Raw genomic sequence first — 13,865 nt, 5'->3', positions numbered from 1 at the left:
AACGGCTTGTTTGCCAGAATAATTGGCAAAATCAGTGCGCTAACCGTTTCTCAATATATGAATTACATTAATGGCAAGCCCATCGGTAGAATTAAATACGCACTAAATTAATTCCGCCAACGGGTAAAGATAACCATATTATCAAGAGCTTGTTTCATCCTACAATGCATTTTGTTAAACGGACTTTACAAAGCGGGCCTTTTAAGAAATTACAACATTTAAAACGTAAAAATAAATATCGAAATAACCATCTTTTTATTATCTTTGCAGTAATCTATCCTGAGAGGATTGTACAGTAACAAAAACCTCTGTCTGAACAGAAAGTATTTTAAGTATTTTAAATATCTTGTAATTATGGATTTTTTAACGAATGACAAACTTGTGATTGTCGGTGCTGCCGGCATGATTGGTTCTAACATGACTCAGACAGCTATCATGCTGCATTTGACTCCTAACATTTGCCTCTATGATGTCTTCTCTGCAGAAGGTGTTGCTGAGGAAATGCGTCAGAGTGGTTTCGACGATGTAAATGTCGTTTCTACGACTGATCCTAAAGAAGCTTTCACCGGCGCCAAGTATATCATCTCTTCCGGCGGTGCTCCTCGTAAGCAAGGCATGACCCGTGAGGATCTTCTTGATGGAAACTCTAAGGCTGCCAAGGATCTAGGTGATAATATAAAGAAATTCTGCCCCGATGCTAAATTCTGCGTTGTTATCTTCAACCCTGCAGACATTACCGGATTGGTTACTTTGGTACACTCCGGTTTGAAGCCTAACCAGGTTGCTACACTTGCAGCTTTGGATTCTACTCGTCTGAAGGGTGCTTTGGCTAAGCATTTCGGTGTAAGCCAGGCTGATGTCAAGAACGCATACACTTATGGTGGTCATGGTGAGAAGATGGCTGTCTTCGCTTCACCTACTACTGTCAAGGGTGTTAAACTGCTGGATGTCATCGCAGGCAAAGCTAAAGTCAACGGCAAGGGTCTGACTCCTGACGAATGGAAACAGATGCAGGTAGACGTTACCAAGGGTGGTGCAAAGATCATCGAGCTTCGTCGCCGTTCTTCTTTCCAGAGCCCTGCTTATCTTGCAGTCAAGATGATTGAAGCAGCTATGGGTGGAGAAGAATTCAACTACCCTGCAGGTGCTTATGCAGACACTTCCCGTTACTCTCACGTGATGATGGCTATGCCTACACGTATCACTGCCGACGGCATCTATCAGAAACCAGTTTTAGGTACTGAAGATGAATTTGCAGCACTGGATGCAAGTTACAAGCATCTTGAAGGTCTTCGTGACCAAGTCATCAAGATGGGTGTACTCCCTGAGGTTAAGGACTGGAAGAAAGTAAATCCGAATTTGTAATCTGCGACACATACATTTGAAGAGTAAGCCTCATCGGCTTACTCTTTTTTTATGCCCGAAACGCAATAAGAGTTTCCTGACTTTATGCGCTTTTCACCAAAACGCAAAAAGATGAGAAGGCCAGCCTCATCTTTTAGATCACACTCAATAGTTGCCCATCTCGTAGAAACGCCATTCTGCATTTCCCTTTATTCCGACGACCTTTATTGTCAGTTGAAAATCATGGAGAAGGTCGTCAATCCCTTCTTCCTGTCACTATTCAAGGTAAGTGCGCCCCCGCTGAGACGCATGATCTGCTTGGATACCGGCAAACCGATGCCACTCCCATCCTTCTTGGTCGTGAAAAACGGCACGAAAATATGTTGCGCCACATCCTCGGGAATTATAGGGCCGTCATCCGAAATATCGATGATGACAGCTTCAGTCTCATTGCAATAAGCCTTTATCATGATCTTTCCGCCCCCAACTAAAGCCTGAACTGCATTTTTCAGTAAATTAGTCACCACATGTCCCACCAAACTCTCATCAGCATAAAGGATCAGATCTTCCGGCATCACTTCTTCCGTAATGGAAATCTGCTTACCTGCAATCAGAGGATAAGCCAACCGTACCATCCGCTCCAGGAAAGGTTTGATATAGAATAATGTCGGCACCGGCGTCGGCACATGAGTGAATTTACGATAGTTCTCCACGAAAGTCACCAGTTCGCGGCTCGTCTTGTGGATGACCTCCAACCCGTCCTTGACGTCCCCATCGGCTTTCGGCAGCAAGGTCTCGCTGAGTGAAGTTATCGGAGTTACAGTATTCATGATCTCGTGCGTCAGGACCCGGATGAGTTTTATCCACGAGTCGATCTCGTTGTCGTCCAGTTCCGTCTTGATGTCATTGATGGTGATCAGTCGCACCTGACGGCCTTTCAGCAAAGTCTTTGATGCCCGCAGAGAAAGATGACATTCACCCCGCTCATTACTGAAAGACACCTGACTTCTCTCTCCCGGCAAGATATCCCGCACCTGACGGTAAAGACTGATGCTGATACCCTTCAATTGACTGATATGAGTCAGGACAGAGATACCGATCAACCTCAATGCGAAATCATTGTTCTGTCTGACGTTTCCTTTATCGTCAATGACGATGATGCCCGTATCGACCGAGTTGATGATCCGCTCATAGTATTTCTCACGCTCCATGGCATCACTATGCGCCTTTTCCATAATCCGCTTGATGCGGTTAAGGGCAGAGTTAAGGATTTTGTCATCGTGGGAAACTCTATCTTCGGGGAAACGGAAAGAATAATCTACATTATCCATGGCATCGAACATGAAAGCCACTTTGCGTATATTCCTGCGGTAATGCCGGAACAAACGCACGTAACCGAATAAAAGCAGAAGGACAACGACGGCAAAAAGAATGATCAGTCTAGAACTCATAAGCCGTATCTTTTGATCTTATTGTATAAGGTCTGGCGGGAGATACCCAATTTCGATGCCACCAGCGACAGATTGCCTTCACACTCTCGGATGGTCCTCTCTATGAGTTGCTTTTCCATCTCGTCCAGTGTCTGTACCTCTTTGAGAGTTTGACTCGGACGAATATCACCACCATCTATATCCTCAGCATGGATTTGAGGGCCGTCAGAGAGGATAACAGCCTTTTCGACCGCGTGTTCCAGCTCCCTGATGTTCCCATACCAGGGCAAGGACTTCAATTTCCGTTCTGCATCCTCATCCAAGGACAAATTCGCCTTATTATAAATATCCCCGTATTTCTTCAGGAACAGACAAGCAAAAGGCACAATATCCTCTTGGCGCTGTCTTAAGGGAGGCAGATGCAGATGAATGGTATTGATACGATAGAGCAAGTCTTCCCGAAACTCCCCCTTCTGCACCATGTCCTTCAGATCCTTGTTAGTGGCGCAGATCAGCCTCACATCTATAGGGATGCTTACAGATCCGCCCACCCGCACAATGCTCCTGCGCTGAAGAGCCGTCAGGAGTTTGGCCTGAAGCGCATAAGAGAGATTACCTATCTCGTCGAGGAAGAGAGTTCCACCCTCAGCCAGTTCCAACTTCCCCGGATGATCTGCCTTCGCGTCTGTAAAAGCACCCTTCACGTATCCGAACAATTCACTCTCGAACAGAGTCTCTGTGATTGCGCCCATATCTATAGGCAGCATTTTAGAGCCTGCTCTGTTAGACCAGTGATGGATCTCATTAGCCAGGACCTCTTTCCCTGTCCCGTTCTCTCCGGTGATCAGGATATTGGCATCTGTCGGAGCCACCTTCTCAACCATCGTCCGCAGTTCGAGCATCACCTCACTGCTCCCCCAGAACATGCCGCCGGTATCCTTCTCCACTGCCCTTTTCGGTTCTTTACGGCAGACCCGTTTCATGGTCTCCACCATCTTCGCATTTTCAAAAGGTTTGACGATAAAATCGGCAGCACCCTCCTTCATCCCCTTTACAGCCAGTTCGATATCCGCATAAGCTGTAAAAAGGATGACTTGAGTCTGAGGTTTTATCCGTTTGATCTGCCCCAGCCAGAACAATCCTTCGTTTCCATTATTGAGACCGCCGGAGAAATTCATATCCAGCAAGACCACATCAGGATGATCCCCACGAAGTTTTACAGGGATCAGATTCGGATTGCTGATGGTGATAATTGTCCGGAAGACATCCTCAAGCAACATTCTCACCGTTGTCAGAATATTACGGTTGTCGTCCACGACAAGCAGAGTTCCTTGTTTTGTCATGTTTTTAAAGGTTCTTTCTTCTTGCAAATGTAATACAAACTCTGCAGATGACCAAACGGCAAGAAGTATTAAAAAGTTTCTCTCCCTAACCAGGAAAGAAACGAGGAAGCAGAATTCAGTTTATGCCCCGGCTAAATACCTATGGATCTGTGCCACAGCCTCATCTGCCCACGTTGCATCATAACCGGCATTCATACGGATGAGTTCACGGCCCTTGATCGTCGTATGGAACATGATCTGGTATTCTCCTATCGTATAAGGCGTGGCCGTATTCTTCGCCGTGATCCCGACAATCTCATCCAGTTTGATCTTCTCCCCATCCGCCAGAAGAAAACCTTTCTCTGCATAAATGAGGACTATCCCCGAAGGTTCATTGGCTTTCGAGGCATTGATGATCACACTGTCATCCGGTTCACCGTATTCCGAGACTACCGCTTCGAGTGAAGTATATTTCTCAGGAGCAGGCTCTGCCCCTTCCTGTCCTTTCTGTTCACCCTGTTCTTTCCTTTTCAGGAAGAAATAGGCGACAGGAAGGACCAGCAAGAGGAGGAACGCCCCCGTACCCGAATAGAGAACGATCAGCAGGATGGCAACAACAGCAAGAAAAAGACGGTGCTTCATATCAGTCTATGCTTTTAAAAGGTCTTTTGTTTACCGGTTGTAATGGTTGGCAAAGACCAAGGCATATCTTGCCATGTCACTGACCTGTGATTTCGTAAGCGTATACAATCCATGCTTTTCACCCGGATAGATGCGAAGGCGGTAAGGCACCTGCACGGCTTTCAAGTGTTCCTCTAATTCATAAGCTTGTTTCACCGGGACCGTTTCATCATTGTCACCATGAGAAATCAGAATCGGAGGCATCCCCTTATGGATTCTGTTGACCGGAGACAGACGCTGAGGACTGTCATCCGGGAAGACACGCAGCATCAGTTTTCTCTTTTCCACCAGGTCAGGTTTGACGATTTTCACCAGTGACACGATAAAAGGCGGAAGTTCTGTATGGAAGAGACTGTTCAGGTTAGTCGGGCCATAGTCATCCAAAATAAACCGGATAGGGACAGGACTCCCTGAATCGCTCCCTATCAGCAATGCGAGGTGAGCGCCGGCTGACGTTCCCCACAATCCGATGCGCCGGATGTCCAGATGATATTTTCCTGCATTCCGGGAGATCCAGATCAGTGCGTCCCGGCAGTCGCTCAGTTCTGTAAAGGCATCCTTCCTCCAGCCGTCTGCAAGTCGGTAGTCAATGGCTATCACCGCATAGTGTGCCCGCAGGAAAGTTTCCGTGAGTGCCTGCTGATAGTGACTCCAGATCCACGACTTGTTGCCGTGCACCCAACTGCCGCCATGGATATACACCAGTACCGGCCGATGAGACGCTGTATCATTCTTCAGGGAATAAATGGTCAGTCTCAGAGCACTGTCGCCAACAGACTTATAGCGGATGTCCGCTATCGAGTCCACATCAGGAGCAGGTTTTGTATTGACGTACATATCTGGTTTTTCTTTCTCCGTATGTGTACATGCCTCAAACCCGAAGAGGACTGCGCAGGCACACAAGATCAACAGGAAAATTCGTTTCATCTGAAATTATTTTTATCTACAGGATTCCAAGGCTGACCTTCAGCCCAGGAGATCCATATCTTCTTGATCCAGCACCAGATCAGTAGCGGCAAACATCGCTTTCAGATGGCTGTCTTTAGTGGCACTGACGATAGGAGCCGTCACCAGAGGATGAGCCAGCAGCCAGGCCAGAGAGACCGTAGCAGGTTGCACGCCATGCTTGTCAGCTACTTGCCTCAGTGCAGCCAGGAGTTTCTTGCCGTGCGCATCGAAATACTTCTTGATGCTTGCCCCACGGGCGGTCTTGTCGAAGTCAGCTTCTGTCTTGTACTTTCCGGAGAGGAAACCCGATTCCAGTGACCAATAGGTAAAGACACTCAGGTCAAACTGGCGGACAACAGGGGCATACTCTTTCTCAAACTGGTCACGCACGATCAGATTATAGTGTGGCTGGAGGGCGACATACCGCGGCAGGTTCTTCTCCTCGGCGACCTTGAAAGATTCCTTCAGGCGTGCAGGAGATACGTTTGAAGCTGCAATATAACGGACCTTGCCAGCCTTGATGATCTCGTCATACGCCTCCAGCGTTTCCTCCACCGGAGTCACTTCATCATCGAAATGAGTATAGTACAGATCGATATAATCTGTCTGCAGGCGCTTCAAACTGGCATCTACAGATTCGAGGATATGCTTTTTGCTGACATCCACCGGATGTTCCTTGTTCTCCGAACCAACTTTGGTAGCGAGGATGACGTCCTGGCGGTTGCCCCTTGCCTTCAGCCATTTCCCGATGATCGTCTCCGATTGACCACCTATTCCATTGACCCACCAACTGTAGGTGTCTGCCGTATCGATAAAGTTATAACCTCCGGACACAAACTTGTCCAGTATTTCAAATGACTGTTTTTCATCGAGCGTCCAGCCAAACACATTTCCACCAAAGCAAATCGGAGCGATCTCCAGATCAGTATTTTTAATTTTTCTCTTTTTCATATCGGTTATCTTTAGAATTTTCAGAATAAATAAATCCGCAATACGGACAGATAAAAGGCATAACCGGTACCTGCAAGAACAGATGCCGGAATTCCCGCTTATCAGAAGGCCGTATTCACGACCCCACCATCTACCCGTAAAGCTGCTCCCGTCGTAGCGGAAGAAAGATCACTGGCAACGTACAGTACCATATTCGCCACTTCTTCAGCAGATGCGAAACGGCGGATGATAGAAGAAGGACGCTTTTCACGTACGAAATCGAGCGAAGCCTCTTCCACGCTTATGCCACGTTCCTTGGCCAGTTCCTGCATACTCTTCAGGTTGGCAGCAGACCACGTTGGGCCGGGTAAGACCGCATTGACGGTTACGTTTGTCCCGCGAAGATATTTAGCCAAGCCCCTGCTCAAAGCCAGATAAGCCGTTTTGGTCACGCCATAAAGTATCATGTCATCAGGAATATTGATAGCAGACTCGCTGGAAAGGAAGATGATCCTTCCCCTATTTCTTTTCTTCATCCCCGACACATAATGCCGGGAAAGGCGCACACCGCTCATCACATTCACCTCGAAGTCGTGGAACCAGACCTTATCAGGCGTCGTTTCGAAAGGTTGCTCGCTATAGATGCCTACGTTATTCACCAAGATATCCACATCAGGTAGCCGCTTGATCAAGGCATTGACTTCTTCCACCTTACTGAAGTCAGCAGGTATACCCTCGACATCTGCGCCCGGGACAGCCTCTTTCAGTTTGGCGACAGCTTCATCCAGTTTAGCCTGGTGGCGTCCGTTGATATAAACTTTTACTCCTTCTTTCAGGAATCCCTTTGCAATTGCAAAGCCTATTCCGTCCGTTGATCCTGTTACCAAAGCTTTTCTACCCTTAATCTTCAAATCCATAATACCAATCCTTTTATTAATTACCGTACTATCACTATTCCTTTCCAAACTCCTGCGCCTCCTCTCCGGTTATTTTAAAGAGCGGGCATGAGTTTGAATTCTTTTATGTAAAGTTGAATAAAAAACATCGCATTAACAAATTATATAAATATTTTTAAGAATAAATGATATATATTTTCACACCGAATACAATCTGACTCCTGGAGTAGAATTCATAAGGTCGAAATACCCTGATTTCCGCCTGACGACAGACCGCTATAATCGCATCTCCGACCTAACTGACTGATACGAAAAAGCCGCCTCTGATCAACTCCTATTCTTCCTATATACTCACTCCGTCTTACAAAAAAATCTCTCTATCCGGTATTGCCTGAATGGAGAGATCCTTTATAGATGTTCCTTTGGAAGCAACTCATACGTTGTCTCTGAAAGGACTGTTCACTTGCCTAATCTGATCACCAACCTGTATTCTGATCGATCTTGGTCTGCGAGTTGCCGTCAATGACCGCCTGAGGTATCGGCCACAGCGTCCACTTCGTGACGGGTTGTTGGGAAGCCTTGAAATACCCCTTCCAGTAAGGCTGGTAGGCAATGTACATGGCATGGTCGTTGATGCTCTTGATGCCGTCACTGCCCATTCTGAGGAGGGTCACCCAGCGACGCTCCTCGCCGTACAACTCACGCGCACGCTCGTCGAGGATGTACTGCAGCGTCATGTCCGAAGCCGTGGCCAGCACCTTGCACTGCGCACGCTTCCTCAGGATGTTGACGTCGGCGGCAGCGCCTGCCTTGTCGCCCTTGCGGAGCTTCTCCTCCGCACGGAGCAGCAGCGTCTCCGCCGAACGCACCGCATAGCGGTCACTGTAGATCTGCGAGCGGTCTCCGCCGTCACTGATGTCGTCATAGCCCCAGTCGTCCACGGGGGCGAACTTCGTCCAGATCGGGAAGAACTCCGTGATCCTCTGCGAGCCGGCGTCGAGCATGTCTATGCCGCAGGCCTTGCCGTACATGCTGCTCTTCGTGTCAGTGCAGACGAAGGTCCGCCTGATGTTGCAGGGCGCATTGCGGATGTCACCCTCGTCGTTGTTCCAGATCTGCTCGATCACGTAATCGGTGGGAGAGTATACCGCCGTGCCCTGTCCGCCGAGGTAGGCGCTGACGTTCCCGCCGGGATAGTCGGCCGTGTTGATGTTCGTAGCCCAGGGGCCTGCGCCTCCTCCGGTATTCTTGTAAGCGGAGCCCCAGACGGCGTCACGCAGCACCGGAGAGAAGTTCTTCGGTGACGGGACGTAGTTGTCGCCGGCGTATTTGTGGTAGACCGTATAGTCGTTCTCCAGGGTCCAGACAGCCTCGGTGTTGCCCTCGGAATGGTCGTAGTTGCCCTCCTGGAAGAGGTCGAAGAACACGTTGCCGTCCTTGTAGTAGGAGTCCACGCCGTTCTTCGCGTTCCCCGATACCGTCCTCGTGCCGAAGCGTGAGGTCATCAGGGGGTGCATGGCCATGACCGTGTCGGCATAGGCGATGGCCGTATCCAACTGGGCGGCGTTGTTGTCATTGATCGTTGCCAGGGCAAGATAGGCCTCGGAGAGGAAGTGGCAGGCCGCGCCGCGTGCCACCCTTCCTGCCTCCGAGGGGTACTCGGGCAGGTTGGAGGCCGCACGCTTCAGGTCATTGATCGCAAATCTGTACGTCGCAGCCCTTGAGGAGCGGCTGAAGTCGAGCTTGAGCGTCTCGTAGAACCTGTCCACGAGGGGCACGCCCCCGAAGAGCTCGCCCAGCGAGAGGTAGCCATAGCCCCTGAAGAACATCATCTCGCCGTAGTTCTCGGCCTTTTCCCGGGCATTGTCCCAGGTGATGTTCGGGGAGTTGTAGCCCTCCAGGGCCTGGTTGGAATAGTTCACCAGCTGGTAGAGCGCGTTGAAGATGTTGTTCGAGTAGCTCGAAGTCGGGGACCAGTTGGAGAAGTTGCTGTAGCCGTTGCCCGTACTGCGGAAGTACGGCGTGTCCATCTCGTCGGCGCCCACGCCCGTCCAGAAGTTGTCGATCTGGTACCAGTAGCGGATCTGGACGTAGAGGTTCGTCACGCAGGCCTTGACCTGGTCGACGGTATTGAAGGCATTGGAAGTCGTATAGGTGGACTTCGGGTTCTCCTTGAGGAAGTCGTCGTCGTTGCAGGACGTGAAGCCCAGCATTGCGACGGCGGAAACCATTAATATATTCTTGATTTTCATATCAACTTAAGATTGAATTAGAACGTGAGTTTTAGACCGAAAGTGAAAGACTTTGATACAGAAAAGTCATAAGAACCTCCATTTGTCACAGTCTGCTGGATTTCCGGATCACCGCCATCCCAATTGGTTATAGTAAAGAGGTTCTTGCAGGCAACATAGACCTGAAGATTGGATATCCTCAGATTCCTTACCCAAGGCTGCGTAAACGAATAAGACAATGTCAGGTCGGAAAGGCGTACGAATCCGTAATCCTGGACAGGGGTATAGTTGTCATTATTATAGGTGACGCTCGGGTATTTGTTGCTTCTGTTCTCAGGTGTCCACCAGCCGTGGTTCAGGTTGTTGTCACCTGTTAAGTCAGATGCCGTACGGTAAGCATAGGTATTGACATAGCGGCCGTATCCGTTACCCCCGAATGTTCCAGTGAAGAGGAAATAGAGTTGCAGGTTCTTGTATGTCAGGGTATTGCCCAGGCTCATTCTGAAATTCGGGACAGTATAGCCCAGTATCTTGCGGTCACTGGAAGTGATCTTTCCGTCACCGTTTACGTCCTCGAACTTGACGTCACCGGGTTTGGCACCGTTGGCGGCTGCGTAGGCCTTGTCAGCGTCTGCCACTTCCAGATTGCCGTTGGCATCATAGACGGGCTTGCCGTTGGCATCGTAGGCACACTGGATGATGCCGATGTTCTTGTAACCGTAGATGGCGCCGATGGACTTGCCCAGGAACAGGCTGTTGGTTATATCATCCTTGCCGTCACCGTAGAGGGATTTCAGTTTGTTCCGGTTCAAAGAATAGATCAACTGAGATTCCCATTGGAAGTCCTTTGTCTCGATGTTCTTCGTATTGAGGGTGAACTCTATCCCCGAATTGTTGATCTGTCCCATCGTCTCCTGCATGCTCGTCAGACCATTGATGATGACAGGAATGGAGCGGGTGAATATCTGGTCAGTCGTCTTGGAGAAATAGCCGTCGAAGTCAAGGCTAATACGGTCCTTCAGCAGGCCCAGTTCGAAACCGTAGTTGATCGACTGCGTCTTTTGCCATGCCAGATCCTTGTTGCCGAGAGTTGTAATTCTCTGTGCCCAACTTGCCTCGGATGTATTGCCGAAGGGGTAACTGAAACCGCCTGCCTCACCCAATGTAATTTGGGATAGGGTTTCATAAGGGCTGAGGTTCTGGCTCCCGTTCTTTCCCCAGGAAAATTTCATTTTCAGGTAAGATACCGGTGTGACCTTCTTCATGAAGGACTCGTTAGAAACAGTCCATGCCAGGCCCACAGCAGGGAAGACACCCCACTTGTTGTTTTCTCCGAAGACAGAAGAACCGTCACGACGCACGGACAGGTCCAGATGGTAGGTATCCCTGAAAGAATAGTTCAGACGTGCCAGATAGCCTATGTCATTATGCTTGTTATAGATAGGCGCATCGATTTTTTGGACAGCACCATAATTCAAGCCCCAATAGCCCAAAGTCGTATTGCCCAAAGAGGAAAAGTCAGAAGCCCTGAAACTACGGTCATCACTAGTTTGGGAGTCCCTGGTATATACCAGCGTCAAGTCAACAAAATGTGGTCCGAACTCATGGGTATAGTCCAGAATATTGTCCCATACCCAGTCTACAGTTTTAGTACGGTCAGTATACCCATTGGCCTGTGCAAGGTATTTGGAAACAGTAGCAGGGGAATAACGGTCCTCACTGTCGCCTTCCTGGACATAATACCCTTCATGAGAAAACAGGTCAATTGCATTATGCCCTACTGAATACGAACCGTTCATTCTGAAAGTCAGACCGTCTATCCAAGGACATTTGATCAGCACGTGCCCATTGAGAGCCAGCGTACCATCAGTTTCAGAGTTGTCCTTAGTCCCACTTTCATTATTCCACATAGGGTTGACGGGACCTTCATTTACCGGATATTTTTCCATTCCTGCCCCATTAGGCCGCTCAGGTCTGCCATAGGGACTCATCCTGACCGCTTCATAAAGGTTATACGTTGTCGGGCCGGAATAGTCATTATAAGTGTAAGAAGTCTCACCCCCGATCTGCAGCCAGTTTGTAATGTCACTCTGCAGGCGCATCAGCAGATTGGTCCGGTCAAAATCGTCACCTCTGACAATGCCAGTCTGATCAATGTAAGAACCCGAGAAGAAATAATTGAGGTTCTTGGAAGCCCCCGACACAGAGGCATTGTAATTCCGGGTTATACCGGTTCTTGTACTATAGTCAAACCAGTCAGTAGTCTTCCCTGCCTTATAGTTGCTGTACTCGAAGGATTTCATCCACGTCGGGTCAGCGTCTTCGGCAAGACCGTTCTGGAGATTGGTTTTCTTGACATAGTCAGAAGGACTCAGGACATCCGGCTTAAAGGTCGGTGAAGACAAAGCCCAAGAAGTATTGAAACTGATTTTTGGCTTGCCTTCTGTACCTTTTTTGGTAGTGATCATGATCACACCGCTCGCAGCTCGGGAGCCGTAGGCGGCTAGAGAAGTCGCGTCTTTCAGGATGCTTATGCTCTCGATGGTATTGGGATCAATATCACGTTGCTGCCCAGTAAACAGCATACCGTCCAATACGATAAGAGGGTCTGAATATCCATTGACAGCTTGCTGACCACGGACTTGCACAGTAGAAATTCGACCTGCCCACTGATTAGGAGCAACATAAACACCGCTGACAGTACCCCGAAGGAGAGACATAGCGTCCGTTGTCGGAGTCAGAGAAACAGGAGATTTAGCCACATCAACTGTAGAAACATCCCCGGTAAAGTTCTTGCGTTTGACCGTACCATAGCCTACGACGATGACCTCATTCAGAGTCTTGTCATCTGTAACCATGTGTATCTTCATCGGATTGTTCCCTGCCTTGACAGTCTGAGACTTGTAGCCAATATAGGAGACAGTAAGGCTTGTTCCGGCAGGGACGTCAAGAGAGAATTTCCCGTTGACGTCTGTCACAGTACCGTCTTTGGAACCCACGGCTTTGATTGTAGCCCCGATAACAGGCTCATCTTTCTCATCAAGTACGTAGCCCGTAACTGTACTCGCCTGCTGCTCTATCCTGATCAGATTTGAGGCATGTGCACCACAATACCCGGAAGAACTTGCCAGGATAACGAACAATCCTGAAAACAGGATCTTTGACTTAACATTCTTCATGAACTAATAATTTAATCTATTGAATAATTCTTAATTATCTTGAATATACCTATTATCACTAATAGCTTCAGAAAAATAAAAACCTATTAAATACACCATGTCAGACACACCTCATTTTCCATACTGCAACAGCAGTCCGTGGAACGGAGGTCCACATATCATAAAATCAGAAATTATTTCATTGGAAACCGATGAAAGACAAATGGTTAAATAGTGATGTTTTCTAATATCCATCGTATGGTAGAGCATTACCTTAAAAAATCTTCGCAAAGTTACACACTTTTTAGCATCTTGACAATCCCCTAAAATTGTGATTTATTAAGAGACAGAAATACATAATTACCTAATTTAAGGGATGCCTTAAATGTAGGCCCCTAAAAAAGAAATCAGTTATTCTGACTTCTTTCCACGTCATTGTATGTATAACCGTTGGTGGAATTAATTCAGAGTGTATTTAGCCTTCCCAATCGATCGTTAACTTATCTCATTACGATACACTAATTCATGGAAAACAGTCCTATAGTTTATTTTGCATCATTACGGAAGATCATGAATTGCTCACAGAATTGTGGTAAGTTGGTTTCTATTCACTTCCCAGCCCTTGATATAGCTTGAAAGCCGGTTTTTCATGTTAAGGCAATCAGAAATTTCAGGTTTATACAAGACTGTCGCCAAGAAGTTGAATACGGACAACTAGACATTGAAAATTACTTAGGAGCCTTATCACAATCAAATGATTAACGAGTCATGATACGTACAACTTTTTGAACATAACTCTTACCCGTTGGCGGAATTAATTTAGTGCGTATTTAATTCTACCGATGGGCTTGCCATTAATGTAATTCATATATTGAGAAACGGTTAGCGCACTGATTTTGCCAATTATTCTGGCAAACAAGCCGTT

Annotated in this window: 9 protein-coding genes and 2 pseudogenes; 2 read left to right on the top strand and 9 right to left on the bottom strand. The window is 47.9% G+C overall.

Going from position 1 to position 13,865, the window contains the following annotated elements; translation table 11 throughout:
- Nucleotides 1-111 (top strand): annotated as a pseudogene (locus tag NG821_RS11570) (IS982 family transposase); the annotation flags it as partial.
- A 243-nt stretch (nt 112-354) separates the two neighbouring features.
- The gene (locus NG821_RS11565) at nt 355-1,365 is read left to right on the top strand and encodes a malate dehydrogenase (protein WP_252761815.1); all 1,011 of its coding nucleotides are present in this window, start codon (nt 355-357) and stop codon (nt 1,363-1,365) included.
- 209 nt (nt 1,366-1,574) lie between these two features.
- Here the strand turns inward: NG821_RS11565 and NG821_RS11560 are convergent, their stop codons facing one another.
- The 9 genes and pseudogenes from NG821_RS11560 to NG821_RS11520 form a co-directional block, all read right to left on the bottom strand.
- Nucleotides 1,575-2,795, bottom strand: a complete 1,221-nt coding sequence (locus NG821_RS11560; RefSeq protein ID WP_252761814.1) for a sensor histidine kinase — start codon at nt 2,793-2,795, stop codon at nt 1,575-1,577.
- Complete coding sequence (locus NG821_RS11555) at nt 2,792-4,117, bottom strand: sigma-54-dependent transcriptional regulator (protein ID WP_252761813.1); 1,326 nt, start codon at nt 4,115-4,117, stop codon at nt 2,792-2,794. The genes NG821_RS11560 and NG821_RS11555 overlap by 4 nt, the downstream gene beginning before the upstream one ends.
- Nucleotides 4,118-4,237: 120 nt before the next feature.
- The gene (locus NG821_RS11550) at nt 4,238-4,738 is read right to left on the bottom strand and encodes a hypothetical protein (protein ID WP_252761812.1); all 501 of its coding nucleotides are present in this window, start codon (nt 4,736-4,738) and stop codon (nt 4,238-4,240) included.
- 30 nt (nt 4,739-4,768) lie between these two features.
- Nucleotides 4,769-5,704 carry an alpha/beta hydrolase gene (locus NG821_RS11545; protein WP_252761811.1) on the bottom strand — a complete coding sequence of 312 codons (936 nt, stop codon included), beginning with the start codon at nt 5,702-5,704 and terminating at the stop codon, nt 4,769-4,771.
- Between the two features lie 39 nt (nt 5,705-5,743).
- Nucleotides 5,744-6,676 carry an aldo/keto reductase gene (locus NG821_RS11540; RefSeq protein WP_252761810.1) on the bottom strand — a complete coding sequence of 311 codons (933 nt, stop codon included), beginning with the start codon at nt 6,674-6,676 and terminating at the stop codon, nt 5,744-5,746.
- Between the two features lie 101 nt (nt 6,677-6,777).
- Nucleotides 6,778-7,572, bottom strand: coding sequence for an SDR family NAD(P)-dependent oxidoreductase (locus NG821_RS11535; RefSeq protein WP_252761809.1), 795 nt, complete (start codon nt 7,570-7,572; stop codon nt 6,778-6,780).
- Between the two features lie 455 nt (nt 7,573-8,027).
- Nucleotides 8,028-9,803 (bottom strand): RagB/SusD family nutrient uptake outer membrane protein, encoded by a 1,776-nt coding sequence (locus NG821_RS11530; RefSeq protein WP_252761808.1) that lies wholly within the window; start codon nt 9,801-9,803, stop codon nt 8,028-8,030.
- Nucleotides 9,804-9,820: 17 nt separating this feature from the next.
- Complete coding sequence (locus NG821_RS11525; protein WP_252761807.1) at nt 9,821-12,961, bottom strand: SusC/RagA family TonB-linked outer membrane protein; 3,141 nt, start codon at nt 12,959-12,961, stop codon at nt 9,821-9,823.
- Nucleotides 12,962-13,754: 793 nt separating this feature from the next.
- Nucleotides 13,755-13,865: pseudogene (locus NG821_RS11520) on the bottom strand (IS982 family transposase); the annotation flags it as partial.

It is taken from the genome of Segatella cerevisiae, from assembly GCF_024054555.1.
Taxonomy (GTDB): Bacteria; Bacteroidota; Bacteroidia; order Bacteroidales; family Bacteroidaceae; genus Prevotella; species Prevotella cerevisiae.
This window is presented reverse-complemented; position numbering and strand designations above follow the sequence as displayed.